Origin of the sequence: Microbacterium sp. LWH10-1.2 (assembly GCF_038397765.1) — a bacterium.
GTDB classification, from domain to species: domain Bacteria; phylum Actinomycetota; class Actinomycetes; order Actinomycetales; family Microbacteriaceae; genus Microbacterium; species Microbacterium natoriense.
Genome location: NZ_CP151638.1, coordinates 460,621 through 485,153, shown reverse-complemented (window position 1 = coordinate 485,153; position 24,533 = coordinate 460,621). Strand labels below are relative to the sequence as shown.

Genomic DNA, 24,533 nt, shown 5'->3' with positions numbered 1-24,533 from the left:
CAGGGGGCTCCGCATCCTCCGTCGAAGCCCCTCATATGAGGACTATACGCATGTGGACGTGGTCGATTAACCGGCACTTAGAGGGGAATCCCGCTTCTCATCCGAGTTCACGCAGGATCGGGTTCTCATCCTGCGGATCCGCGATGACCTTCGTGATCTCCTCGAGCCCCAGCACGGGGAAGCGCGAGACGGCGCCGATCTTCTCCTCGCTCGCCAGCACGAACACGTCGGCGCAGCGAGCGGCGATCGCGCGCTTGGTGACGGCGTCATCGAGGCGCCCGGTCGTGCAGCCGTGATCCGGATGGATGCCGGTCACGCCGAGGAAGAACGCGTCCGCCCCCAGGCGCCCGATCGCTTCGAGTGCGAATCCCCCCGTGGCGACGAGGGAGTGCCGATCGAGTTCACCTCCGACCATGAGCACGCGGGCGGCCGAATGCTCCAGCGCGGTCAGCGCCACGGTGGGACTCGGAGTGATCACGGTGAGATCGGCGCCGTGCGGCAGCATCCTCGCCATCGCGAGCGTCGTCGTCCCGGCATCCAGGACCACCGTGGAGCCGGGCTGGATCAGCGCCACGGCCGCGCGCGCGACGCGCTCCTTGCTCTCCGACGCGACAGCGAGCCGCCGGGCCACCGGGGCGTCGGCCTCGGGGACGGGCAGCGCTCCGCCGTAGACGCGGATGCAGGCGCCGGCATCCGCCAGTTCGCGCAGATCGCGGCGGATCGAGTCCTCGGAGACGCCGAGGTCGGCCGCGACCTCCTTGGCGACGACCCTCCCCTCCTTCCGCAGGACGGTCAGGAGATGATCCTTGCGCTGCGCACCCAGCATTCCCACTTCTTCCTGTTGTTGCATGATCTTGCACGGTTAACGCTACAGTGTCGGACATGAAGAATCCACTGATGATCCTGATCGCCGGCCCCTATCGCTCCGGCACGGGCGGAGACCCGGATGCGATCGCGCGCAACCTCGAACGTCTGGAGGAGTCGGCCGCTCCCCTTCACCGTCTCGGCCACGTGCCGATGATCGGCGAGTGGGTGGCACTGCCGGTGCTGCGCGGCCTGTCGGATGAGGAGGCGGAGCGCGGTGACGTCATGTACGAGGTCGCCGCCCGCCTGCTGCAGCACTGCGATGCGGTGCTGCGTCTGCCCGGAGAGTCGTCTGGTGCGGACAACGATGTGCGGATCGCCCGGGAGCGCGGCATCCCCGTCTACTTCTCGATCGACGAGGTCCCCGCCGCCTGACCTCTCGCCTGTGTCACGGGGCACCCGGCCGATCGGATAGACTGTTCAGGTTGTTCCCTGGTGACGTGTCCGAGCGGCCGAAGGAGCACGCTTGGAAAGCGTGTGTTGTGCAAGCAACCGCGGGTTCGAATCCCGCCGTCACCGCCAAATGACTGAAGGGCCTCACGGAGTGGGGCCCTTCAGTCATTTATTGAGTGCTGTGGGATTCGGGGAGGAGCACGCCGAAGGCGAGCGACGGAGTCCCGCCGTCACCACCCGCCCCCTCAGTTCAGTTCGGCGGCCTCCCCGGCATCGCGGTGTTTCCCGCGTGACGCGTCGCTTCTCGTGCCACGCCACTCGAAGACCGCGCGCGCCCAGAACGCTCCTGCCGCAAGGAAGCACACGACGATGCTGATGATCGCGCGGAGCACCAGGTCGGAGGTGAGCAGCATGAAGACTGCCGCGCAGGCGAACAGCATTCCGCCGAGCACGTACCAGACAGAAGGTTTCATTCCGCGAGAGTATCCCCGCCTGCTCGTCACGCGCACCCCCATCCCTGACTGTTAGCCGGTCACTGCCCTGCAGCGGCCGACGGTCGCGTCTCAGTCGAACAGCACCCCGTAGCTCTTCCCGCCGGGCGCTGCGGGGAGCTCCGTCATCCCCAGCCGCTCGTAGAACGCGGCGGCGCCGGTGTTCTCGGGGTCCATGCCGAGGTGCAGTCCCCGTACCCCGCGGCGGCGGAGCTCGGCGAACAGCGTCTCGATGAGCGCGCGTCCGAGTCCCTGCCCTTGAGTCTCGGGGAGCAGGTCGATGTGCAGATGGGCGGGGTACTCCGCGGCGTTGGCGTCGATGCCGGGGGCACGGCCGTAGCCGTACTCGACCATGCGGTCCTCACGGGTCACGACGGAGTCGGGCCGCGGGTGCTTCTCGTGGAACGCCGGCCACCACTCGTCGCGGAACCAGGTGTTGAAGGCGTCGGTGTCGTCGGTCGCGACGATGTACCCGATGGCTCGGCCGTCTTCAGACTCGACGATCCACGCGAGGTCGGGGTGCCGTTCGACGTACGGGACGGCGAACAGGTCTCCCCAGAGCGCATCGTCGGAGAGGATGCCGGTGGCGTCGGTGCCGGCATCCGCCGTCCTGAGGCAGATCTCGTACATCGCTGCACGGTCGCTCGGGCGATAGGGACGGATGACAGACACGGGTGCTCCTCAGCGGGTTCGGGTTTTCAGACTATCGGCGCGGGTTCGCGCGGCGGACGCAGCCCCTGCACCCTCGGCAGCAGCCATGCCGCGAGGAGCAGCACGGTCGCCGCTCCGACGAGCGCGCCGCCGAGGGTGTCGGTGGCCCAGTGCACCGACAGGAAGGTGCGCGAGAGCGCCATGGCGACGATCCAGACCGCTCCGGCGATCGCCGTCCACACCCGCGGGAACAGCACCCAGACGACGAGCGCGATCGTCGCGGCGTTGGCGGTGTGCCCGGAGGGGAACGACCCGAAGTCGCTCGCCACGATCATGTCGTCGGGTCGCGCCCGACCGAACAGGTGTTTGAGGATCTGCACGGCTCCGGCACTGGCGGCGAAGCACAGCGCCGCGAACACCGCGGCACGCCATCGCCGAGCGAGCAGTAGCGCGAGCACGACGAGCAGGGGTACAGCCAGAACCGCGATCCATCCCCCGCCGATGGCGTTGAGCACCATCGCGAAGTCGACCATCGCCTCTCCCCGGTGCGCGGAGACGAAGTCGTTCCACCATGTGTCGAATCCCGGCGGCTCGGAGTAGCCGAACACGATCACGGCTCCGAGCAGCACGGCGGCGGCGAGCAGACCGAGGCCCCACCACAGCAGCATCCGTCTTCTCATCGGACCATTCTCCCCGAGCGGCGATCAGGGGGCGAGCATCTCGACCGTACGCGGACGCACGATGAGCCACAGGGCGATCACGCCGATCGCTGCGCACCCGACCATGACCGAGGCCATCGTGGTCGCGGTGATCCCCGCGCCCTTCGACACCCAGCCGACGACCGGCGAGATGAGACCGGCGACGCCGAAGTTGGTGGCTCCGATGACGGATGCCGCCGTGCCCGCCGCCTTGCCGTGGCGGTCGAGCGCGAGGACCTGCACGTTCGGGAACGTGAAGCCGCAGGCAGTCATGAAGACGAACAGCGGGATGACGGTGCCCCACAGACCGAGGCCCAGCTGGTCGGTCACGATGATCGCGATACCCGCGATGAGCAGCACGCCGGTGGAGTACGCCATGACCCACTGCGGCCCGAACCGGGCGGCGAGTCGTGCTGCGACCTGGACTCCCGCGACGACGCCGAGGGAGTTCACCGCGAAGAGGAGGCCGTACTGCTGCGCATCCAGCCCGTGCGTCTGCTGGAAGAGGAAGGGCGAGGCGGAGAGGTAGGAGAACAGCCCGGAGAACGTCATGCCGCCGATGATCAGCACGCCGATGAACACCCGATCGCTGAACACCGAGCGGTACCGCTGCAGCACGGTGGCGCCGCCGCGGTCCTGTCGACGCGCCACGGGGAGCGTCTCGGGGATGAAGAAGATCGTGGAGACCAGCATCACGACCCCGTACACGGCGAGGACGCCGAAGATGCCGCGCCAGGGCATGAGCGTGAGCAGCCACGATCCGATCAGCGGGGCGATCACCGGGGCGACGCCCGAGACCAGGGCCAAACGCGACAGCATGACGACGAGGCGACGCCCGCCGAAGAGGTCGCGCACGATCGCCATGGCGACGACGCCACCGGCCGCGGCACCCACACCCATGAGCACGCGGGCGGCGCTGAGCAGGAGCAGATCGGGGGCGAAGGCGGCGCCGACGCTCGCGAGCACGTGCAGCGCCGTGACGGCGATGAGAGGGACCCTGCGTCCGACCTTGTCGCTGAGCGGACCGACGACGAGCTGCCCGAGAGCGAAGCCGATCATGGTGCCCGTGAGGGTCAGCTGGATCGCCGCGGCCGTGGTGTCGAAGTCGCGCTCGAGCACGGGGAACGCGGGCAGGTACAGATCGATCGTGAACGGGCCGAGCGCGGTGAGCGCGCCGAGGAGCACGATGTAGAGAAGGCGACGGCCGTTCGAGATCGAATCGCCGGGGTGCAGCATGATCGGCGCGGTCGCCGGGTTGGCCCCCAGGGTGCGGATCGCGCCGGTCGCCGAGGGGACGCGGATGCTCCCCGTCGCGGTGCGCTCGGGGTCGTTCGAGGCGGGGTCGGTCGTGGGCGCGTCAGACACAGAGGGCTTTCGAGAGGAGCGGATGCCGTCGAATCGATTCGACAACGAGACTCCATGTTACCGCTCGACAGCCGTGAGTTCATCACCGAGAAACCGGTCCGGGCCGTCGCAGATGGTCGGTCCCGGGCGAGGTCGATGTCGGTCCTCCATCGCCGAGACTTGGCATGATCTCTCTATGGGCTTCTCTCTGCACTTCTTCAACCTCGGCGACGGCGACGTCGTCGATGCCGACCGCACAGGGATCGAAGAGTTCCTCACCGCCAGAGATCTCCACGTGGAGGGGGAGGCCGGCAACAGTGCCATCGTCGACTCGTCCGGTCAGAGGCTCGCCTTCGATGGATTCTGGAGCGATCTGCACATCGATCCGCTCGACCAGGAGGATGCGGTCAGCGGTGGGATCGATCACGCCACCCTGACGGCATCCGAGTGCGCCTTCATCTACGGTCTCTGCTCCGCCGGGAGGATGATGATCGTCAACCCCCAGGGCGACCCTCTGTACATCGTCGTCGGACGCACGCACAGCGAGGACGATGTCCCCGAACCCGATGACACCGTCTGGGTCGAGTCGCCGGAAGAGCTCGCGAACGCGCTCGGGTCAGGCTTCGGAGAGTTCCGGGAGTTCGTGCAGAGAGTGCGGGCCACGCAGGATGACCTCGAAGCCCCTCGTCCCGACGAACCTTAGCCGGAAGCCGCGGGGAACGACCCCACCCGCCGAGAATCTCAGCGGGTGATCTTCTCCAGGGCCTGTTCCAGATCCGCGATCAGGTCGGCGACATCCTCGATGCCCACCGAGAGGCGGACGACGTTCTCCGGAACCGCGAGAGCAGTGCCGCGCACGGAGGCGTGCGTCATGTCGGAGGGGTAGCTGATGAGCGACTCCACTCCCCCGAGCGACTCGGCGAGCTGGAAGACCGAGGTGGACGACGCGAACGCCCGTGCCGCATCAGGACCCGCGGAGAGGGCGAGCGACAGCATCCCCCCGAATCCGCTCATCTGCGCGGCAGCGATCTCGTGCCCCGGGTGCGACGCCAGACCCGGGTAGTACACGGTCTCGAACTCGGGACGGGACGCCGCCCACTCCGCGACGGCCTGGGCGTTCTCGGAGTGCTGGCGCACCCGCACCGCGAGGGTCTTGATGCCGCGGCTGGTCAGCCAGGCGTCCAGAGGCGCGGACACGGCTCCGACCGCGAACTGCTGGAACTTGATCTGGTCGTAGAAGCGATCGTCGGCGAACACGACGGCGCCGCCGAGCACGTCGGAGTGCCCGCCGAGGTACTTGGTGGTCGAGTGCACGATCAGGTCGGCGCCGAGAGAAAGCGGCTGCTGCAGCGCCGGGGAGGCGAAGGTGTTGTCGACGACGAGGACGGCCCCCGCGTCGTGGGCGATGCCCGCGAGCGCGGCGATGTCGACGATCTTGAGCAGCGGGTTGCTCGGGGTCTCGACCCAGACGATCTTCGTCTCCGGACGGATCGCCGCCGTGACCTCGTCGGCGTCGGAGAGCTCGACGGTCGTGGTCTCGATGCCCCACGGCGCCAGCACCTTGGTGAGCAGGCGGTACGTGCCGCCGTAGACGTCGTTGCCGAGAAGCACGTGGTCGCCGGGCTTGAGGATGCCGCGCAGCAGCGCGTCCTCCGCGGCGAGGCCCGATGCGAAGGAGAGCGCGTGCGCGCCCCCCTCGAGCGCGGCGAGCTGGGTCTCCAGGGCCGAGCGCGTGGGGTTGCCCGCACGGTTGTACTCGTAGCCGTCGCGGAAGCCGCCGATGCCGTCCTGGACGTGGGTGGACGCCTGGTGGATCGGAGGGATGATCGAACCCGTCGTGGGGTCCGGCGCCTGACCTGCGTGGATGGCTCGGGTGGCGAATGCGTGATCGGACATGTCTTTCAGACTACGTCCGCATTCGCCACCCGAGCTCCACCGTTACGGTCCGGGTCAGCCCTTCGTCGAGCCCGCGAGCAGGCCGCGCACGAAGTACCGCTGGAGCGAGAAGAACACGATCAGCGGAACGATGATCGACACGAAGGCGCCCGCGGTGAGCAGGTACCAGTCGTTGCCTCGCGTTCCGGTGATCTCTGCCAGCAGCTTCGTGATCGGCGCCGCGGCGCCGTCGGCGAAGACGAGCGCCACGAGCAGGTCGTTCCACACCCAGAGGAACTGGAAGATCGCGACCGACGCGATCGCCGGCATCGTCAGCGGCAGCACCACCCGGAAGAAGATCTGCCCGCGAGATGCGCCGTCGACGCGCGCGGCCTCGATGATCTCACCGGGGATCTCCGACATGAAGTTGTGCAGCAGGTAGATAGCCAGCGGAAGCGCGAACATCGAGTGCGCGATCCACACCTGCGCGTACCCCTGTGACGCCCCCAGCGGGAGGGTCACCTGCAGGCCGAAGAGGTTGATACCTCTCGAGAACGAGCTGAGCAGCGGCACCAGGGCCATTTGAATCGGCACGATCTGCAGCGCGAAGACGAAGATGAACAGCGCGTTGCGTCCCTTGAAGTCGATCCATGCGAACGCGTAGGCCGCCATCGAGGCGATCATCAGCGGGATGATCGTCGCCGGGATCGTGATCGCGATGGAGTTCATGAACGACTCGAGCATTGTCAGCTGCGTCGTCCCTGACTGGAGCACCTCGACGTAGTTGTCCAGCGTCACCTGAGGGTTCGCGAAGAACGTCCACCATCCGGTGGTGGTGATGTCGTCCTTGGGGCGGAACGAGGAGACGAACAGTCCGAGAGTCGGAATCGTCCACAGGACGGCGATGACGATGGACGCCACGGATGCCCACGGCCGCGAGAGCTTCTTCCGAGCGCGACCTGCAGACGCGTCAAGTCGTCCTCCAGTGGTGATCGCGCGCGTGTTCTGCTCGGTGACGGCCTGGGTCGTCGGGTTCGTCGACGTACTCATCGGATCTCCCGCTGCTTCTTGATCTGGCGTGCGTTGTAGATGACGATCGGCAGCACCAGGAGGAAGAGGATGACCGAGAGCGCTGCGCTGCGCCCGGCCTCGAACTTCGAGAACTGCGTGTACATCTCATTGGCCAGCACCGAGGTGCCGTAGTTTCCTGCTGTCATGGTGCGAACGATGTCGAACACCTTCAGCGAAGCGATCGAGATCGTCGTGAGCACGACGATCAACGCCGGGCGGATGGAAGGCACGGTCACCGCCCAGAACCGCTCCCATGCGTTGGCGCCGTCGAGCTCAGCGGCCTCAAGCAGTTCAGCCGGCACTCCCTTGATGGATGCAGAGAGCACCACCATCGCGAATCCGGTCTGCACCCAGATCAGCACCACGATGAGGAACAGGTTGTTCCACGGGCCATTGAGCAACCACTGCTGCGGGGTGCCCCCGAACCAGACCACGATCTGGTTGAGCAGACCGATCTGTTCGTACTCCGGTCCACGGTACGCGTACATGAAGCGCCAGATGATACCGGCGCCCACGAAAGAGATAGCCATCGGCATGAACACCAGGATCTTGTAGATCTTCTCACCGCGTGTGCGGTCGATGAAGACCGCGTAGGCGAGACCGACGAGCGTCGACACCGTCGGCACCAGCAGCACCCAGATGATCGAGTTCACAACCGAGGTGATTCCGTCTGCCTGGGTGAAGATCCATCCGTAGTTGGCGAGACCCACGAAGTCCTTGCCGTTTGAACTCCAGAACGAGGAGTACATCGTCTGGATCGAGGGCAGGATCAGCCCGACGAGCAGGAGCAGCACGGCGGGAGCCATGAAGGCGATCAGCTGGATCAGGTACCCCGCACCGTCGCGGGATCGGTAGTCCAAGAAGAAGAACAGGGCGCCGACGAGGACTGCGACTCCCATAGCCCAGTAGTACGACTGGAAAAACCACATCACGGCGAGCGGGATGAGCAGGCACATCGCGAGACGGATGCCGGTGTATAGGGCTCCCTTGCGTGGAGCCACGTCCACGAGGAGCAAGATGACGGCGACGACCACCGCGAATGCGATGACGACGACCAGGGCTTGGAGGATCGGCGGAAGCGTGCCGACCCATCCGAAGAAGTTTTTCGCGTTCACGGATTCCCCTTCATGACGCGGAGTGGATCAGGCGCTCGGAGAGCGCAGAGAGGACGAGGGCCGCCCCTGCGGGGACGGCCCTCGTCATGCCTTACTTCGTGGGCCAGCCAGTTTCGATCTGCGAAAGCACCTCGTCGGTCGGGTCCCCGTTGACCCAGGCGACCATTCCCTTCCAGAAGGTCCCGGAGCCAACCGCGCCCGGCATGGTGTCAGACCCGTCGAAGCGGAACGTGATCGAGTCGTCCTGAAGCAGCTTGATCGACTCCTGCAGGATCGGGTTCGTCACGACGCTCATGTCGACGCCCTTGTTGGCAGAGGTGACTCCGCCGAGCGCGAGGCGACTGTTCGCCCACTCCGGGCTCGACAGGTACGCGAGCACCTTCTTCGTCGCGTCCGAGTCGCTGAAAGCTCCGACAATCTCGCCGCCACCGGTGATGAAGGTCTCGTCCTCGCTCTTGCTCGGGAGCATGAAGGCCCAGACATCACCGTTCTCGGAGATGTCGGTGCCCGTCGGGAAGAAGCCAGAGAGGAACGAGGCCTGGTGCGTCAGCGCACACTTGCCGTCTGCGAGCGCCGGAGCGACGTCGCCGAACTCGGTGGAGTTGATCGAACGCACATCTCCGAAGCCGGCGTTGACGTACTCGGGGTTGAGGAGGATCTTGCCTGCCTCATCGAAGGCCGCCTTGATCTGCGGGTCCGTGAACGGCACCTCGTTCTTCACCCAGCCGTCGTACACCTCGGTGCCGGAATTGCGCAGGACCAGATCCTCGATCCAGTCGGTGCCGGGCCAACCGGTCGCGGTACCCGATTCGAAACCTGCGCACCACGGCGCGGTACCTGTCTTGTCCTTGATGGTCTGGGTGAGAGTCAGCAGATCATCCCAGCTCTTGGGGACCTCGACACCCCACTCCTGGAACTTCTTGGGCGAGTACCAGACCCAGCCCTTGACGTTGGCCATCAGCGGCGCACCGTAGTACGTGCCGTCGTAGGTCCCGAAATCGACCCAGCCCTGAGTCCAGTACTCCTTGCCGTTCTTCACGACCTCCTCAGGAGCGGGCTTCAGGTAGTCGCGAGAGGCGAAGTCCGCGAACAGTCCGGGCTGCGGGAAGATCGCGATGTCGGGCGGGTTGCCGCCCTGTGCGCGGGTGCCGAGCTGCGTCTCGAAGTCCTGGCTGCCCTCGTACTTGATGTCGATGTTGTTCTTCTTCTCGAAATCAGCCCAGGACTTCTGGAGGAGCTTCGCCTCGTCGTCGACGATCGTGCCGTAGATGGTGACGGTGGTTTTGTCGGAGCCGTCAGTACCCCCGCTGTCGGGAGCCCCCGGGGCGCCGCATCCGGCGAGCACGATGCCAGCGACCCCCAGTAGTGCCAGCGGTGCGAACCGCCGTGAACGCTGTGACAGACCCATGTGGTTTCTCCTCTTCGAGTAACTGGCCCCCACCTCGACCGCGCCCCTCACGGCGCGATCGGGAACCGATTCCAGGACAACCTACCGGCCGCGAACGCCCCGACACAATCGGGAATTATCACAAGCTCGCAACCTTTCTGATGGATCCCCCAGATCTGTGGGAGCGCTCCCTCGTTGAAAGTGTGGAACCGGTTCCCTTCGAGGACTCCGAAAGGCTACGCTGTCAAAGGTCTGCCGACGCAGACCAGGGTCGAGGAGGACCGGGGATGAGCACGATCGCCGATGTCGCGGCTCGCGCAGGCGTGTCCAAGGCAACGGCGAGTCGAGCTCTCAGCGGGAACGGCTATGTCTCGGACGACACCCGCAAGCGGGTGCAGGACGCCGCATCCGAACTCGCCTACGTCGGGCATTCCTCCGCGGTCAGCCTCGCCACAGGACGCACGGGGACCGTAGGGGTGGTCATGCCCCCCGTGGATCGGTGGTTCTTCTTCGAACTGCTCTCCGGCATCCAGGACGCGCTGCTCGCACTCGACTACGACCTGGCGCTCTACGGGATAAAAGAGAGCACGACCACTCGGCAGCAGCTCTTCGACACCGTGCTACCACGGCGCCGCTTCGACGGGATCATCGCCGTCGGCATCCAGCCGAGCGCCCACGAGCTGGAGAGGCTGCAGCGCTCCGAGAGCCCTCTCGTATGCGTCGGCGCGTACAGCGAGGACTCCAGCGCGGTATCGATCGATGATGTCTCAGCCGGCCGTATAGCGACCGAGCACCTGCTGGATCTCGGGCACACGCGCATCGCATTCGTCGGGGGGTCCGCTGACAGCTCTCGCCTCAGCGTGGGCGACGCCCTCCGCGCTGAAGGGTATCGAGAGGCTCTCTCCGCGGCGGGCCTGTCGGCATCCGCGCGCTTCGTGGAGGCGACTCCGAGCATGCCCGGCGGATACGAGACCGCCGTCGAGCTCCTCGGGGACCGCAGAGGGCGCCCGACCGCGATCGTCGGAGTCTGCGACGAAGTGGCTATCGGGGCCACCATCGCTGCCCGCCGTCTGGGCATCGCCGTGCCGACCGAGCTGAGCATCATCGGTGTCGACGATCATCAGCACGCCGCGATGTTCAGCTTGACCACCATCAGGCAATCTCCGCGAGAGCAGGGCGCAGAGGCTGTGCGACTTCTGCAGCAGCGCATGGAGAACCCTGACTCCCCGCCCGAGCGCGTGGTCACGGCATCCGCCCTCGTGGTGCGCAACTCGACCTCCGCGCCGCGCACCTGAACCCGGCCGACGAACCGGCCCCGGCATGCACGAAGGCCCCGGGGATGAACCCGGGGCCTTCGTTGAAGCGTCGAGACGCGATCGGGTCGGAGCGCGAGCGCCGACCCTGACGGATTACTTGAGGGTAACCGTGGCGCCTGCCTCTTCGAGAGCAGCCTTGGCCTTCTCGGCGGTCTCCTTGTTCGCGCCCTCGAGCACGGCCTTGGGAGCGCCGTCGACGACAGCCTTGGCCTCGCCGAGGCCGAGCGAGGTGAGCTCGCGGACGGTCTTGATGACCTGGATCTTCTTGTCGCCAGCGGCCTCGAGGATGACGTCGAAGGAGTCCTTCTCTTCCTCAGCCTCAGCAGCGCCTGCGCCACCCGCAGCGCCGGCGACGGCGACGGGAGCAGCAGCGGTGACCTCGAACTTCTCCTCGAACGCCTTCACGAAGTCGTTGAGCTCGATGAGGGTCAGGCCAGCGAACTGCTCGAGCAGCTCTTCGGTGGTGAGCTTCGCCATGATGTATCTCCTAGATAGATGGTTTTTGTTGAACGAGATCGCCGGTCGCTTACGCGGCCTCTGCGGTCTCCAGCTTTTCGCGAAGAGCATCGATGGTGGCCGCAGCCTTGCCCATCGTGGCCTTCATCATGCCCGCAGCCTTCGCCAGCAGAACCTCACGGCTCTCGAGCGAGGCGTACTTGTTGACCTCGTCGGCGTTCAGGGCGTTGCCCTCGAAGATGCCGGACTTGATCACGAGAAGCGGGTTGGCCTTGGCGAAGTCACGCAGAGCCTTGGCAGTGGCGACGAAGTCACCGTGCACGAACGCGACGGCCGACGGACCCTTGAGGTCGTCGTCCAGCGCGGTGATGCCAGCCTTGTTGGCGGCGATCTTGGTCAGCGTGTTCTTCACCACGGCGTACTCAGCGTCCTGACGGATGCTGTTGCGCAGCTCCTTGAGCTGGGCAACCGTCAGACCGCGGTACTCGGTCAGCAGAACGGCGGACGAGTTCTCGAATGACTTCGTGAGCTCGGCAACCGATGCATCCTTCTGCGCCATGGTCACTCCTTGATGTGTTCGGGATGCTCCACGACGGTGGAGCATCGGCCTCGACCACCCGGTGCCCTGAAAATGAGAAGAGCTCCGGCGCAAGCGCACGGAGCTCAGAGAAGTTCGTGACACCTGCGCGGGCCCCTGCATTGCAGAGCTTCGACCGTCTTGCACTCACGCGCACGACGATGACCAGCGGTCTTCGGTTGCCCCCACTCTACCCCACCCCCTCTCCTCCCCCAAATCCCTCCCTCCTTCCCCGTCCTCGACGAGTTCACGGGAAGTCGACGCCAGCGCGGCAGGCGGGGCGCAGGGAACGAGAGAGGGATGCCGGGGTGCGGCGTGTACGCGGGCGGAGGGTCGGAGGTCGGGGTTAGGGTCGAAGGGTGAATCCCGAACTCCAGGCACGCATCGTCGCGGACTCCCGTGACCGTGTCGCGTGGATGCGGGCCCGGTCGCGCGGGATCACCGCGACCGACGTCGCCGGACTGACCAGCGAGAGGTCGATCGCGCGCGCCGCGGACTCCAAGCTCGGCGGAGGGCCCCGCTTCGGCGGCAACGCCTACACCGATCACGGACGCCGGCGCGAGCCCGAGATCGCCGCCTGGGTCGCGGCGACCCACGGCATCCTCCCCTCGTCCGCGCTGTTCCGCGCCGAGGTCGAGCATCGCCACCTCGCCACCCCCGACGGCATCGCGGTGGACGGCGACGGGCGCATCCGTCTCGCCGAGATCAAGACCACGAACAAGCCGTTCCGCGGCATCCCGCGCACCTACCTACGACAGATCTGGTGGCAGCAGCACGTGCTGGGCGCCGAGCGCACCCTGTTCGTGTGGGAGGAGCACGTCGACTTCTCGCCCGTGCACGACGAGCCGAAGTCCGTCTGGATCGACCGCGACGACCGCGAGATCGCGAAGCTCGTCGGACTCGCCACCGCCCTCATCGACGAGCTGTACCGGCGCACCACCGGACAGCAGGTGCCGAGCAGGGAGATGGATGCCGCGGCCAGCCGCCGCGAGCAGCTCCGCGAGCGCGACGCGTTCCGCGCGCTGGCCCTCGCCGACTGAGCGGTCTCCGGCACTGATCCGCCCCGCCGGCGGCGCCACGCACAAGAGCGTCCTCCGACGAGGCCATGCGCGAGCACGGACGTCGACCCGCACCCTCTCCCCGGCCGCGCCGTCGCGACCGGACGATCGCTCGTCGCTCAGGTGCAGGTGTTGTTGCCGCCGAGCCCGAGGAGTCCGCCGACCGACAGCGTCCTGGTGGCCGCCCCGGGCGAGACCCATTGCGTGCCGGCGAACGTGTCGACCTTCACGGGGTTCGTGGCGCCGAGGAGGGAGCCCAGGAGGGTGTTCAGCAGGCCGGAGGAGATGACAGAGGTGTAGGTGTACGGTCCGGTCCCGCTCTGCGTGATGTTCGCCTGGTCCACGACCACCGTCTTGATCATGAGGCGCTGGAAGACCTTGTCGTTCGGCGAGGTCCAGACGATCGTGACTCCGGTGAACGTCCCCAGGAAGCTCGTGACCGTGCAGCTCGTGATGACGGGAGTCGCCAGGGTGGTCCCGGTGAACGTCGCCGTCGCGTACTCCGAGTCGGTGAAGTACGCCTCGGTCTGCTGCACCGGCGGCGCCATCGCCAGACCGATGAGCAGCGCGAGACCCGCGAGACCCGCGGTGAGCCGCCGGCCGTTCACGAGTCCTCATCCTCTCCGCGCGGCCTCCGCCGACGCGCGACGAGGAGCACCGCGCCGACCACGACGAGCACGGCCCCTCCGCCGAGGATCCAGAGCACGACGGGCGACATACCCGTGGTGGCCAGCCCGCCGTCCGGTCCGATGACGGCCGACTCGCCGCCCCCGTGCGCATGGACACGGACCTCGGTGCGCCCGCCCTCGTCGTCCGCGGCGAGCGCGATGGAGAGCCTGAGGTGCGCGACCTCCGTGTCGGCCATCTGCGCGAGCGCGATCTCCGCCCCGTCGCGCGGTATGCTCCATCCGGTGCGCAGGCTCGTCGAGCCTCCGGGGCATCCGCTCGGGGTCCACGCGCTCATGCAGAGCGAGGCGTCGACCACCAGCGAGGCATCTCCGCTCGCGCTCACGCCGATCGTGACGGTGCCGGGGTCGGGGGCATCCGCGCTGACGGCGACGTCCCACTGCACGGGCGCTCCGGGCAGCAGGGATGCCGCGGCGTCCCAGTCGGCGACGGACACCAGCCGCAGCACCTGCCCCTGCACGACCTGCGTCGACGGGGCCGCCCACGCCGGGCCCGCGCCGATCGAGCCGAGCACGACCAGCGCGGCGACGGCGACGACACGGCTCCTCATGTCGGCATCCGCTCTCGCCGCCGTCCGTCGCGCGGCCAGAACGCCCATACGACGAGCACGGCCGCAGCCACGGTGATGCCGCCGAGCACGAAGGGGTTGCCCATCGCGACGATGACCGTGGCGATGCCCGGAACCGAGAACAGCACGGTCCGCACGGAGGTCACGGTGTACGGGAAGGGGTCTTCCGTGGCGTTCGCGTCGCCCTTCAGCGTGATCACGCGCTCGGCATCCGTCGCCCCGGGGACGATCGTCGTCACGCGGTGCGTGACCGGGAGCTCGCCCTCGCGGTCCACGGTCACGACGTCGCCCACCTCGACCTCGGCCGCGGGGATCCGCTGCACGACGGCGACGGATCCTGCCGGAATGGTCGGCGACATCGATCCGGTCTTGAACATGATCAGCGTGATCCCGGCGGTGTAGGCGAGGATCACCAGCACGATGCAGACGACGCCGCCGATCGCGGCGATCCAGAGCAGCAGGTCGGCGAGCAGCCGCGCGGGTCGGCGGCGGGGAGAGGATGCCGCCGCGGGCGCACCGACGGGCGGATCCTGCTCCCGCAGGCTCCGCCTCGTCACCGCCGTGCTCATCGTCTCGTCCTCCCGCCGCTCTCCCGTCGAAGGCATCCGCTAGGTCGACGTCCCCAGCAGTATCCAGGTCTGGATGGCTGTGAGGCCCTGCGCCGTGTTCGGGGCGTCGGACTTCAGCGTCACAGCAAAGCAGTAGTTGATCTGGTTGCCGCCGGCCGCGAGCAGCGCCTGGGCCGACGCGGCGCCGGCCGTCAGCGCCGTGCCGTCGGCCACCACCACCGTGCCGCCCGCGTAGGCGCCGGAGTCGCACGTGGTGCCGGCGATGGTCTTGACCCCGTACGTCATGGAGGGCGCGAGACCCGTGCCGCCCGTGGTGCCGGCAGTGACCTGCACATTGCCCTTGACGGAGCTCGCTGACGTCTTGACGCTGAACAGCGCGTACACCGTGTTGCCCGGCGCCATCCCGCTGAACGGGGCGGTGAACGACAGCGCGGCCGGCGAGCCGACGGGGTGGTTCGTGAACGTCCCCGTGCCCGTCGTCGAGCCGACGATGTCGAAGCTCCCCGACGTGAAGGTCGCCGCCCCGTACTCGGAGTCGTTCCATGCAGCCAGCGTCGCGGCTCCGCCCACGCCGAGCACGAGTCCACCCGCGAGGATGGCTCGGATTCGGCGGGAACGCAGCCGCTTCGCGTCCCGCATGTCCCTGCGGGTCACCATCAGAGGCTCAGTTCGAGGTCGCCGTGAACTTCCAGGTGGCCGTCGTCGCGAGAGTCTGCTCCAGGTTCGCGTCGGCGGTGACCTTGAAGCACAGCTGCACCGCGGTGCCGGCCGTCGACACGTTCGGCCCCTGCGAGAGAGCGATCGGGGTCACGCCGGTCTGCACGTCCAGCGTCGCGCCCGTCGCGACAGGAGTGCCCGTCGCGGATGCCGCGTTGCAGGTCGCGCCCGGCGCCAGCTGGTAGACCGAGTACGAGAGGTGGTCGCTGTTCGACGTCGCCGCTGCGTCCGCCGTGGTGCCGTTGGCCGAGAGGCTCGCGCCCGTCGTGGTGCCGGCGGCGAGGCGCACCCAGAAGCCCGAGTAGACGATGTTGCCCGGAGCGAGGTTGCTCACGGGAACGGTGAACGCCAGTGTCGCGGCGGTGTCCCCCTTGTCGACGTTGTGGTCGCTGTAGTTCGCGTCTCCGGTCGCCGATCCCTCGAGGTTGAACGCGCCGGCCGTGAACGTCCCGTTCGCGAACTCGGAGTCGTTCCATGCCGCGAGCGTGACCGCGGTGCCGATGCCGAGCACGAGACCTCCCGCGAGCACCGCCAGGACCTTGCGCTGAGTTGCCGTTGTTGCCATGTCAGATTCCCCCTCAGGAATGCCGGGTGTACGACGGCGGAGTGCATCGTGGACGGCCGCCCCTCAGTGACCGGCATCCGCTCGTCCCCCACATCATCACCCAGTGGGAGCCCTCCCACAAGGGACGCAGGTCACGATTGCACACCGGAATATCTGTTTCACACCAATATTCCGGTTTCGATGGACGACGGCGGTGACGGTGCACTAGAACTTAGGGGAAACGGAGGCCCCCACCCACGGTCTCCGCCCACATGAGTCCTGAGGGGGACGGTATGGAACCGAGACGAGCGCGCCGCGCTGCCACGAACAACAGAACGCGGAAGGTCGTCGCGATCGTCGCCGCGGCCGCCGTCGCAGGGGTGGGAGCGTCCCTGAGCCTCGCGGCCTGGAACGACACCGAATGGCTCTTCGCCGGCGCCGGGACGGAGCCCGGCATCAGCACCTCCTCGTTCGAGCTCGAACAGCTCGCCCTTCCGGCATCCGGAGCAGCCCCCGGTTCGACCGCATGGGCGGACTACGAGACGAACCCGGGCAACGGGGTGACCTTCACGCTGTCGGATCTCACGCCCGGCGACTCGACCTATGCCCTCGTCGCCGTGCGCTCTTCGGCCGACTCGCTGGGTGGCACCGCCACTCTCGCGGCCGCCACCGCTGCCGCCGGCGTGACCGTGGCGGATGCCGGCGGCCACCTGTGGAACGCCACCGACGTGCGCGTATCCACCTGGAGCGGCGCCGACCTCGCCGCCACGAAGGCGTGCAACGCGGCGACCTTCGGCAACGTGGCGAACACCACGATCGCGACCGGCGATCTGGGCGCGAGCGGCGGCACGGCAGCGCAGACGTACGCGGCGGACTCCGGCAACGTCAACTTCTACTGCTTCGAGCTGACCTTCACGGTTCCCGGAGTGCTGCCGTCCGGCATCACCACGGTCGACGACTACATGGGCCGCAGCATCGCGCCCGCGTGGAAGTTCGACGCCGCGTCCGCCTGACCCCTCGGACCATGACCTCCACCGCAGAGGACCTGCGAGACCGCGGGGTCGATCAGGGGCTGCGCCGACGCGATCGTTCCACACGTCCGCGTCGGCGCCGCTCCCTCCTCCCCGCGATCCAGAACGTGCTCGTGTGGCTGCTGGGCGCCGTCGGGGCGATCGCCATCGCCTGGCTCATCGCCTCGTGGGCGCTCGGCCTCCATCTGGTGATCCTCGCCACCGGCTCGATGTCTCCGACCATGCCCGCGGGCACCGCGGTGATCGAGAGGACGGCGGATGCCGCAGACCTCGGCGTCGGCGACGTCGTCAGCGTGCCTCGCGCCCATGACGACCAGCTGGTGACCCACCGGATCGTGGCGATCGGAGACGAGGAGGCGGACCGCAGGACGCTCACGCTGCGCGGGGACGCCAACGACGCCGATGACGCCGAGCAGTACGTCGTCACGCGCGCGGGGGTCGTGCTGTTCGCGATCCCCGGACTCGGGTTCGTGTTCTCGGCCGTGACCTCGCCGATCGGCCTCGCGGTGCTGGGCCTGGTGCTCGCCGGCGCCGTCCTCTGGGTGCTGTGGCCGAGCAGACGATGACGGTCATGACACGTCGAGACCGGTTCCGCCGCATCGTCGGCGGGACCCTGATCGTCGTGTGCGCTGGTGCGGGGGCGGTGCTCGCCGGAACGGCCGCAGCCCAGGCAGCGCCGTTCTTCACGGCCCCCGGCCAGTCGACCGGACATCTCACGCTGGAGACCTCGCCGTGGATCGTCCGCGACGCGCAGAGCGCCCACGCGCTCTCCCCGGGTGAGTCCCTCGTGCTGTCTCCGGGCGATCGGGGGTACTGGGAGATCCGCGCCGCCCACGACGACCCCTCCGGCCCCGCGACCCTGTCGGTCGTGCTGACGGCCGAGGGAGAGCTCGCCCGCGACCCGCAGGGTCTGCGGGTCGTATTCCAGCAGTGCATCACGGAGTGGACCGGGATGCCGTCCGGCGCTCCGACGTGCGCCGCTCCCGGCGGTGCGACGACGCTGCCCCCGGCGACGGCATCCGCCTCCTCCCCGCGCACCTACCTCGTCGATCTCGCCGCCGGATCGGCGCAGCACATGCTCGTCACGGCGACGCTCGACGGAATCCCTGCCGACGAGGAGGGCGAGGGCCTCGACGCGACCGTGGGCGTCGGCCTCACCGCAGCCCGCACGGACGCGGCCGCTCCGCCCGCCGGCGGACCGCTCGCCGCCACCGGGATCGACGGTGTCGCCCTGCTGCAGATGCTCGGGGTCGCGCTGGCGGCCGTCGGCGCGGGCATCGGGATCCGGATGCTGCGCCGCACCGAGCCGACGGAGGATTCGACGTGAGCCGCCTGCGCGCGTGGCTCGCCGTCGGCGCCGTCGCGATCCTCGCCGTGCCCGTGGCGACCTCCACCTCTCTGGCGAGCTGGCGGGACGCGGAGTGGGCGCACGCCGCGCCCGTCGGAACGACGTCGCTGAAGTGCGGGACCGACACCGGCTTCTCGACGACCTCCGCCGGCCGCCAGGTCAGCGGCACTCTGCTCGGCACCGATCTCGACACCGTCGCCGCCGTCAACGGCGTCCGCGACGCGATCGACGGCGCGCTCACCGAAACCTACTCCCCCGCGCAGAACGCGCACGACCTCGACCCCGGTTCGACGACGACGTTCACCAGGGCGACCTCGCTCAACGTCGGCATCCTCCCCGCTCCCCTGGCGACGGTGTCCCTGCCGACCATCCAGGCAGCCGTGCCCGACTTCGCCGTCGGCACCCTGTCGCAGTACTCGCAGGTGACCCCGAAGGGCCTCGCGACCGGAGCCACAGGAGCGGTGACCAACCAGTCCGGCATCGCGACGATCGGCGAGTACGGAGCATCCACTCCGCCGCGCACGGGCTCGCTGACGCTGAACGGCGTGCTCGGCAGCGCGATCACATCGAACCTGACGAACGCCGCGCTCGACATCGGCGCGGTGTCGGCCCTGTCCCGCGTCGACGGCTGCGATGTGCTGCGCGAGGCGACGTGGGACGTACCGGCCGCATCGACCGCTGTCGCCCGTGACTACGACATCGCGGGGCTCGACCTCACGCTGACGGCGCCCGTGCTCTCCGGGCTCGTCGGGCAGGTCGACACCTCGGTCACCCAGCTCCAGGCCAAGCTGAACGGACTGCAGGCCTCCCTCTCGTCCGGCATCACCGGAGTGCTCAATCAGCTCCATCTCGACCTCGGCGTCCTCAGCGTGTCGACCGCGGGGTCCGGGGTATCGGTCACGAACATCCCGCAGGTCGCGCCGGCGGTCTCCGCCCTGCTCGCAGGCTTCTCGGATGCCGACGGCATCGTCACCCTCAGCCCCCGCGACGGTCTGATCAGGGTGAACCTCGCCCGACTGCTGAACGGCGCGAACGGGCTGAACGACCTCGCTCCGAACACGCAGTTCCTGCTGACGCCCGCGGTGCTGACGAACATCGGAACGCGCGTGACGAACCTGGTGACGGCCTGGCGGACCCAGGTCATCAGCGCTCTCACCACGGTCGCCGGCCTGCCGAGGGTCAAGATCGACGTGAGCGCGGAGGTCAAGGCCACCGTCGCCGGGATCCCTCCGCTCATCCCCGACGTGGTGATCAAGGTCGCCGATGTGAAGATCAACCTCGACGCGAACCTCGGCGCGCTGCACACCTCCGGCACGTCACTGCTGAACGCCGGCGTGAGCGTCACGATCGTCGACCTCGGCATCCTCACCCCCGTGCTCGGGGCTCTGCTCACTCCCGTTCTCGCGCTGCTCAATCCCCTCGTCGGCACGCTCCGCAACGTCATCAAGGCCGTCGTCGACGACGTCTTCGCCGTGGTCACCACCCTCGACGGCGTGCTCGCCGCGGGCGTGCCCGTCGTCGCGAATGCCGTCGCCGCGGTCTTCGGCGCGCTCGCTCCGATCTTCTCGCTGTACGTGAACGTGCAGCCCGATCGCCCGAACGCGCCCCCTGTCTCGCCCTTCATTCACGCGACGAGCACAGCGACGGCGGAGTACAAGGTCACGGCGCTGCGCATCGGGCTGCTCGACGCGCTATTGCCCACGAGCGTGAATCTGGGCACCGCCTCGGCCGGGCCGATCTCGCTGCCCTAGGTCCCGCGCCTCCGACGTGTCGTCTCGCTGCGCTCGCTCAACGACCCGGGGATGGGAGGCGCGTCATCTCGCCGCACTCGCTCAACGACCGGCGGGGCGCAGGCCCTGCCCCGGTCGTTGAGCGACGAGCGCAGCGACGAGACGAAACGAAGCCTCTCGCGTATGTAGTTGACTAATCTCAACCATTCGGCGTATAGTTGACGAAGTTCAACTATCTCGTGCGCGCCAGAGCTGTCGCAGCATCCCCCTCCGTCTGCGAAAGGCCTTCTGCATGACCACGGATTCCCCCGCCGGAATGACGCACCGTCAGGTGCTCGAAGCCCTCACAGGGCTCCTTCTCGGCATGTTCGTCTCGATGATCGCCGGCACGGTGGTCTCCACCTCGATGCCCGTCATCGTCCACGACCTCGGCGGCGACCAGGCCGCCTACACCTGGGTGATCACCTCCACGCTGCTCACCACGGCGATCTCGACCCCGATCTGGGGCAAGCTCGCCGATCTCTTCAACCGCAAGCTGCTGATCCAGATCGCGATCGTGATCTTCGTGCTCGCGACCGCCGCCGCCGGTTTCGCGCAGGACACCGGCATGCTCATCGCCTTCCGCGCCGTGCAGGGACTCGGCGCCGGCGGCCTCGCCGCCCTCAGCCAGGTCATCATGGCCGACATCATCAGCCCGCGCGAACGCGGCCGCTACATGGGCCTGTTCGGCGCGGTCATGGCCGTCGCCACCGTCGGCGGACCGCTGCTCGGCGGCTGGATCACCGACAGCATCAACTGGCGCTGGAACTTCTTCGTCGCCCTGCCCTTCGCCGTCGCGGCCCTGATCATCCTGCAGAAGACGCTCCACATCAAGGCCGAGCGCACCCGCAAGGTCTCGGTCGACTACGTCGGCATCGTGCTGCTCTCCGCCGCCGTCTCGCTCCTGCTGATCTGGATCACCAACGCCGGCACGAACTTCGACTGGTGGGGCATCGAGACGATCCTCATGATCGGCGGGGTCCTCCTCGCGACGATCCTGTTCATCATCGTCGAGCTCAAGGTGCGCGAGCCCCTCATCCCGCTGACCCTGTTCCGCGGACGCACCTTCACGCTCTCCGTGCTCGCCTCGATCTCGATCGGCGTCGCGATGTTCGGCACCTCCGTCTACCTGGCGCAGTACATGCAGCTCTCGCGCGGAGCCTCGCCCACCGAGGCCGGTCTCATGACGCTGCCGATGATGGCGGGACTCCTCATCTCGTCGATGGTCGTCGGTCAGCTCGTGACCCGCTACGGAAAGTGGAAGGGCTACCTGATCCTCGGCTCCGTGCTGCTGATCGCCGGCTCCTCCCTGCTCTCGACGTTGCACTACGACACGAACTTCGCGCTCGTCTCCGTCTACATGTTCCTCACCGGCGCCGGTGTCGGCATGACGATGCAGAACCTCGTGCTCATCGTGCAGAACGTCGCCAAGCCCACGGAGATCGGCGTCGCCTCCTCCGGCGTCACCTTCTTCCGCAGCCTCGGCGGCACCATCGGCGTCTCGGTCATGGGCGCCTTCCTCGCGAACAAGATCACCGATCTGTTCACCAACGGCAAGGAAGACCTGATGGCCGCGATCGCCCAGACCGGCGACAAGGCGCAGGAGGTCGCCGCCGCGCTCAGCAGCGGCACGGTTCCCGAGGTGCGCCTGCTCCCCGAGCCCGTGCGCTCCCTGGTCGAGGACTTCTACGCCCAGGCGATCTCGCACGCATTCCTCATCGGCATCCCTCTGGCCGTGCTGAGCCTGATCGCGATCCTGTTCCTCCCGAACAGGCCGCTGACCCGCATGACGACCAGCGAGCGCGCCAAGGCGGAGGCCGGCTCCGACGACGAGCACCGTGTCGTGGAGGAGGCCGCCGACGTCGCGATCGCCGACGCCGAGGCTCTCGCGGGCGCTCCGACCGGTACAGTGCAGGTTGTGTCCCACCGCACCGGCGAAGCAGCATCCGATGGCAGAGTCTGAGTCCTCTGAGGCGCGGGCCGTCGCGGTCCGCGCCCTCGAGGCGGAGTTCAGCGAGCTCATCACGAACTTCCGTCGGGTGCTCCTGGAGAACGCGAACCGGGTCAGTCCGGGCATGCTCCCCGGCGCGTACAAGACGCTGACCACGATCGCCCGGTGCGAGCAGGTCACGGTGTCGACGCTCGCGGAGCGGATGCTGTCGGACAAGGGCCAGGTGAGCCGCACGGTGCGCGAGCTGGAGGGCCTCGGACTCGTCGAGCGCTCCGCCGACCCGAGCGACGGCCGCTCCTTCCTGCTGCGGCTCACCCCGCACGGGGAGGAACGTCTCGCCCAGGCCCGGCTGCCGCAGGAGGGCCTGCTCATGACGACGCTCACCGACTGGAGCGTCACGGACATCGACAACCTCACGCACCTGCTGCACGCTCTGGTCTCGGGCGCGACGCCGAACCGCTAGCCGAGCACCCGACCGGCCTCGGCGGCGATCTCGGCCGCGATCGTGTCGAGCAGCGTGCTGCGCAGGTTCCACTGCTGCCAGTACAGCCGCACGCGCAGCGTCGGGCCTCCGAGCGGGACCAGCCCGTGCGCGCCCTGCAGCAGCGGGAGCATCCCCCAGCCGAGGCCGAGCTCCACCGCGAGGGCGTAGTCGTGCGAGGCGGGCACGTAGTGCCGCGGCACCGACGGATGCGAGACCTTCATCGCTTTGAGCCACTCGTGCTGCAGGGTGTCCCTGCGGTCGAAGTCCACGAACGGCGCCGCGCTCAGCGCCTCCCGGGTGACTCCCTCGGGGAACCAGCGGGCGGCGAAAGAGGGTTCGGCCATCGCCCGGTACTCGAGCACGCCGAGCGGCGACACCGAGCATCCGGCGACGGGTGCCTCCTCGCTCGTGACCGCAGCCATGACGGCGCCCGACTCCAGCAGGCGAGCGGTGAAGTTCTGATCGTCGCGATGCAGGTCGAAGTCGATCGCGTGCTCCGCCGACAGCCGGGCGAGCGGCGGCAGGAACCAGGTCGCCATCGAGTCGGCGTTCACGGCCAGCGGGATGCCGATGCGCGCGCCCTCCTCGTCGAGGCCGAGTCCCGAGAGCGCGTCGTGCTCCAGCAGGGCGACCTGGCGGGCGAGGCGCACGACCGCCTCGCCGGCCTCGGTGAGCTGCACGGGCTTCGTGCGCACCACGAGCACCCGCCCGAGCTGCTGCTCCAGCGTCTTCAGCCGCTGGCTCACGGCGGAGGGCGTGATCCGCAGTCGTCGGGATGCCGCATCGAGCGTGCCCTCGTCGGCCACCGCCGCGACGGTGGCCGCCAGTTCGGGATCGATTCGCATAGTAAGTGATGCTAATGGTTCACAAGGAATCTTCGCTGGTGCTTTCGCTTGCGCGTTCGTAGCGTGGAACCATGCTCACCGTGCTCGCCGGTCTCGGACTCGGCCTCTCCCTCATCGTCGCCATCGGCGCCCAGAACGTGTTCGTGCTGCGTCAGGGCATCCGCCGAGAGCACGTGCTGGCGGTCGTCATCATCTGCGCCGCCTCCGACGCCGCCCTCATCGCCGCCGGCGTCGCGGGTCTCGGCTTCGTGATCTCCGCGGCGCCGTGGCTCGTCGTCGTCGCACGGTGGGCCGGAGCCGTGTTCCTGCTGGCCTACGGCCTGCTCGCGGCCCGTCGAGCCTGGCGCGGCGGCGAGCACCTCACGGTGGACGAGCCGGGCGCCGCGGCATCCGGCTCCAGCCCCACCACACTCACCCGGACCCGGCTCGCACCCGTGGTGCTCACCACTCTGGCCCTCACCTGGCTGAACCCCCACGTCTACCTCGACACGGTGCTGATGCTCGGCTCGATCGCCGCCACGCACGGCGAGCAGCGGTGGCTGTTCGCGGCGGGAGCCATCGCCGCCAGTATCCTGTGGTTCACCGCTCTCGGCTTCGGCGCGCGCTATCTCGGACGCTGGCTGCGCACGGCGCGGTCCTGGCGCATCCTCGACGGCGTGATCGCGGTCGTGATGATCGCACTGGCCGTCTCGCTCGTGCTGCCCGTCCTGGGCGGCTGACGCGC

At 68.2% G+C, this 24,533-nt stretch carries 28 protein-coding genes and 1 tRNA gene; 12 read left to right on the top strand and 17 right to left on the bottom strand.

The features are described from left to right. Window positions 1–97 precede the first annotated feature (97 nt). Window positions 98–826, bottom strand: a complete 729-nt coding sequence (locus MRBLWH10_RS02240) for a DeoR/GlpR family DNA-binding transcription regulator (protein WP_341941479.1) — start codon at window positions 824–826, stop codon at window positions 98–100. A 56-nt stretch (window positions 827–882) separates the two neighbouring features. On the opposite strand from MRBLWH10_RS02240, the gene MRBLWH10_RS02235 reads away from it, so the two are divergent. Beyond that, entirely contained in the window at window positions 883–1,239 is a 357-nt protein-coding gene (locus MRBLWH10_RS02235) for a DUF4406 domain-containing protein (protein ID WP_223586017.1), read from the top strand. A 59-nt stretch (window positions 1,240–1,298) separates the two neighbouring features. Beyond that, window positions 1,299–1,386, top strand: a tRNA-Ser gene (locus MRBLWH10_RS02230). 116 nt (window positions 1,387–1,502) lie between these two features. Here MRBLWH10_RS02230 and MRBLWH10_RS02225 read toward each other — a convergent pair. The 4 genes from MRBLWH10_RS02225 to MRBLWH10_RS02210 form a co-directional block, all read right to left on the bottom strand. Beyond that, window positions 1,503–1,730, bottom strand: a complete 228-nt coding sequence (locus MRBLWH10_RS02225) for a hypothetical protein (protein ID WP_341941478.1) — start codon at window positions 1,728–1,730, stop codon at window positions 1,503–1,505. Between the two features lie 90 nt (window positions 1,731–1,820). Then, complete coding sequence (locus MRBLWH10_RS02220) at window positions 1,821–2,420, bottom strand: GNAT family N-acetyltransferase (protein WP_341941477.1); 600 nt, start codon at window positions 2,418–2,420, stop codon at window positions 1,821–1,823. 26 nt (window positions 2,421–2,446) lie between these two features. After that, a complete protein-coding gene (locus MRBLWH10_RS02215) occupies window positions 2,447–3,079 on the bottom strand; it encodes a phosphatase PAP2 family protein (RefSeq protein ID WP_341941476.1) in 633 nt (210 codons plus the stop codon). A gap of 24 nt (window positions 3,080–3,103) precedes the next feature. Continuing rightward, entirely contained in the window at window positions 3,104–4,333 is a 1,230-nt protein-coding gene (locus tag MRBLWH10_RS02210; protein WP_341942617.1) for a multidrug effflux MFS transporter, read from the bottom strand. A gap of 304 nt (window positions 4,334–4,637) precedes the next feature. Here MRBLWH10_RS02210 and MRBLWH10_RS02205 point away from each other — a divergent pair, with 304 nt between their 5' ends. Then, complete coding sequence (locus tag MRBLWH10_RS02205) at window positions 4,638–5,144, top strand: hypothetical protein (protein ID WP_341941475.1); 507 nt, start codon at window positions 4,638–4,640, stop codon at window positions 5,142–5,144. 38 nt (window positions 5,145–5,182) lie between these two features. Here the strand turns inward: MRBLWH10_RS02205 and MRBLWH10_RS02200 are convergent, their stop codons facing one another. The 4 genes from MRBLWH10_RS02200 to MRBLWH10_RS02185 form a co-directional block, all read right to left on the bottom strand. Next, window positions 5,183–6,337 (bottom strand): cystathionine gamma-synthase, encoded by a 1,155-nt coding sequence (locus tag MRBLWH10_RS02200; RefSeq protein WP_341941474.1) that lies wholly within the window; start codon window positions 6,335–6,337, stop codon window positions 5,183–5,185. A 54-nt stretch (window positions 6,338–6,391) separates the two neighbouring features. Beyond that, window positions 6,392–7,366, bottom strand: a complete 975-nt coding sequence (locus MRBLWH10_RS02195) for a carbohydrate ABC transporter permease (RefSeq protein ID WP_341941473.1) — start codon at window positions 7,364–7,366, stop codon at window positions 6,392–6,394. Then, complete coding sequence (locus tag MRBLWH10_RS02190; RefSeq protein WP_341941472.1) at window positions 7,363–8,502, bottom strand: sugar ABC transporter permease; 1,140 nt, start codon at window positions 8,500–8,502, stop codon at window positions 7,363–7,365. The genes MRBLWH10_RS02195 and MRBLWH10_RS02190 overlap by 4 nt, the downstream gene beginning before the upstream one ends. 91 nt (window positions 8,503–8,593) lie before the next feature. Continuing rightward, window positions 8,594–9,910 carry an ABC transporter substrate-binding protein gene (locus tag MRBLWH10_RS02185; RefSeq protein WP_341941471.1) on the bottom strand — a complete coding sequence of 439 codons (1,317 nt, stop codon included), beginning with the start codon at window positions 9,908–9,910 and terminating at the stop codon, window positions 8,594–8,596. Between the two features lie 266 nt (window positions 9,911–10,176). Between MRBLWH10_RS02185 and MRBLWH10_RS02180 the strand changes: the two genes are divergently transcribed. Next, window positions 10,177–11,184, top strand: coding sequence for a LacI family DNA-binding transcriptional regulator (locus MRBLWH10_RS02180; RefSeq protein WP_341941470.1), 1,008 nt, complete (start codon window positions 10,177–10,179; stop codon window positions 11,182–11,184). 114 nt (window positions 11,185–11,298) lie between these two features. On the opposite strand, the gene rplL is transcribed toward MRBLWH10_RS02180, so the two are convergent. Together rplL and rplJ are read right to left on the bottom strand one after the other, a co-directional pair. Next, window positions 11,299–11,682 (bottom strand): 50S ribosomal protein L7/L12, encoded by a 384-nt coding sequence (gene rplL, locus MRBLWH10_RS02175; protein ID WP_105674159.1) that lies wholly within the window; start codon window positions 11,680–11,682, stop codon window positions 11,299–11,301. A 49-nt stretch (window positions 11,683–11,731) separates the two neighbouring features. Next, complete coding sequence (rplJ, locus tag MRBLWH10_RS02170) at window positions 11,732–12,220, bottom strand: 50S ribosomal protein L10 (RefSeq protein ID WP_105674161.1); 489 nt, start codon at window positions 12,218–12,220, stop codon at window positions 11,732–11,734. A 377-nt stretch (window positions 12,221–12,597) separates the two neighbouring features. On the opposite strand from rplJ, the gene MRBLWH10_RS02165 reads away from it, so the two are divergent. Further along, a complete protein-coding gene (locus tag MRBLWH10_RS02165; protein WP_105673543.1) occupies window positions 12,598–13,278 on the top strand; it encodes a YqaJ viral recombinase family protein in 681 nt (226 codons plus the stop codon). Between the two features lie 137 nt (window positions 13,279–13,415). Here the strand turns inward: MRBLWH10_RS02165 and MRBLWH10_RS02160 are convergent, their stop codons facing one another. From MRBLWH10_RS02160 to MRBLWH10_RS02140, 5 genes are read right to left on the bottom strand one after another with little or no spacing between them, the layout of a single operon-like run. Further along, on the bottom strand, window positions 13,416–13,904 hold the full coding sequence (locus MRBLWH10_RS02160) for a hypothetical protein (RefSeq protein ID WP_341941469.1): 489 nt from the start codon (window positions 13,902–13,904) through the stop codon (window positions 13,416–13,418). Continuing rightward, window positions 13,901–14,533: a hypothetical protein gene (locus MRBLWH10_RS02155; protein ID WP_341941468.1), complete on the bottom strand. Its 633-nt coding sequence runs from the start codon at window positions 14,531–14,533 to the stop codon at window positions 13,901–13,903. Before MRBLWH10_RS02155 ends, MRBLWH10_RS02160 begins: the two co-directional genes overlap by 4 nt. Continuing rightward, window positions 14,530–15,120 carry a signal peptidase I gene (locus MRBLWH10_RS02150; RefSeq protein ID WP_341941467.1) on the bottom strand — a complete coding sequence of 197 codons (591 nt, stop codon included), beginning with the start codon at window positions 15,118–15,120 and terminating at the stop codon, window positions 14,530–14,532. The genes MRBLWH10_RS02155 and MRBLWH10_RS02150 overlap by 4 nt, the downstream gene beginning before the upstream one ends. A gap of 39 nt (window positions 15,121–15,159) precedes the next feature. Then, window positions 15,160–15,777: a SipW-dependent-type signal peptide-containing protein gene (locus tag MRBLWH10_RS02145; RefSeq protein WP_341941466.1), complete on the bottom strand. Its 618-nt coding sequence runs from the start codon at window positions 15,775–15,777 to the stop codon at window positions 15,160–15,162. A 7-nt stretch (window positions 15,778–15,784) separates the two neighbouring features. Further along, complete coding sequence (locus tag MRBLWH10_RS02140) at window positions 15,785–16,402, bottom strand: SipW-dependent-type signal peptide-containing protein (RefSeq protein WP_223586007.1); 618 nt, start codon at window positions 16,400–16,402, stop codon at window positions 15,785–15,787. A gap of 272 nt (window positions 16,403–16,674) precedes the next feature. Here MRBLWH10_RS02140 and MRBLWH10_RS02135 point away from each other — a divergent pair, with 272 nt between their 5' ends. The 6 genes from MRBLWH10_RS02135 (at window position 16,675) to MRBLWH10_RS02110 (ending at window position 22,943) form a co-directional block, all read left to right on the top strand. Continuing rightward, a complete protein-coding gene (locus MRBLWH10_RS02135; protein WP_341941465.1) occupies window positions 16,675–17,394 on the top strand; it encodes an acyl-CoA dehydrogenase in 720 nt (239 codons plus the stop codon). Window positions 17,395–17,405: 11 nt separating this feature from the next. Then, a complete protein-coding gene (locus tag MRBLWH10_RS02130) occupies window positions 17,406–17,978 on the top strand; it encodes a signal peptidase I (protein WP_341941464.1) in 573 nt (190 codons plus the stop codon). Window positions 17,979–17,983: 5 nt separating this feature from the next. Further along, window positions 17,984–18,739: a hypothetical protein gene (locus tag MRBLWH10_RS02125; RefSeq protein ID WP_341941463.1), complete on the top strand. Its 756-nt coding sequence runs from the start codon at window positions 17,984–17,986 to the stop codon at window positions 18,737–18,739. After that, window positions 18,736–20,511 carry a choice-of-anchor G family protein gene (locus MRBLWH10_RS02120; RefSeq protein ID WP_341941462.1) on the top strand — a complete coding sequence of 592 codons (1,776 nt, stop codon included), beginning with the start codon at window positions 18,736–18,738 and terminating at the stop codon, window positions 20,509–20,511. The genes MRBLWH10_RS02125 and MRBLWH10_RS02120 overlap by 4 nt, the downstream gene beginning before the upstream one ends. A 271-nt stretch (window positions 20,512–20,782) precedes the next feature. Then, window positions 20,783–22,492 (top strand): MDR family MFS transporter, encoded by a 1,710-nt coding sequence (locus MRBLWH10_RS02115; RefSeq protein WP_341941461.1) that lies wholly within the window; start codon window positions 20,783–20,785, stop codon window positions 22,490–22,492. Beyond that, window positions 22,479–22,943: a MarR family transcriptional regulator gene (locus tag MRBLWH10_RS02110; RefSeq protein ID WP_105673562.1), complete on the top strand. Its 465-nt coding sequence runs from the start codon at window positions 22,479–22,481 to the stop codon at window positions 22,941–22,943. Before MRBLWH10_RS02115 ends, MRBLWH10_RS02110 begins: the two co-directional genes overlap by 14 nt. Here MRBLWH10_RS02110 and MRBLWH10_RS02105 read toward each other — a convergent pair. After that, window positions 22,940–23,809, bottom strand: a complete 870-nt coding sequence (locus tag MRBLWH10_RS02105; RefSeq protein WP_341941460.1) for a LysR family transcriptional regulator ArgP — start codon at window positions 23,807–23,809, stop codon at window positions 22,940–22,942. The two genes, MRBLWH10_RS02110 and MRBLWH10_RS02105, sit on opposite strands and share 4 nt — an antisense overlap. Window positions 23,810–23,880: 71 nt before the next feature. On the opposite strand from MRBLWH10_RS02105, the gene MRBLWH10_RS02100 reads away from it, so the two are divergent. Further along, window positions 23,881–24,528, top strand: coding sequence for a LysE/ArgO family amino acid transporter (locus MRBLWH10_RS02100; protein ID WP_341941459.1), 648 nt, complete (start codon window positions 23,881–23,883; stop codon window positions 24,526–24,528). The last annotated feature ends 5 nt before the right edge of the window (window positions 24,529–24,533 follow it).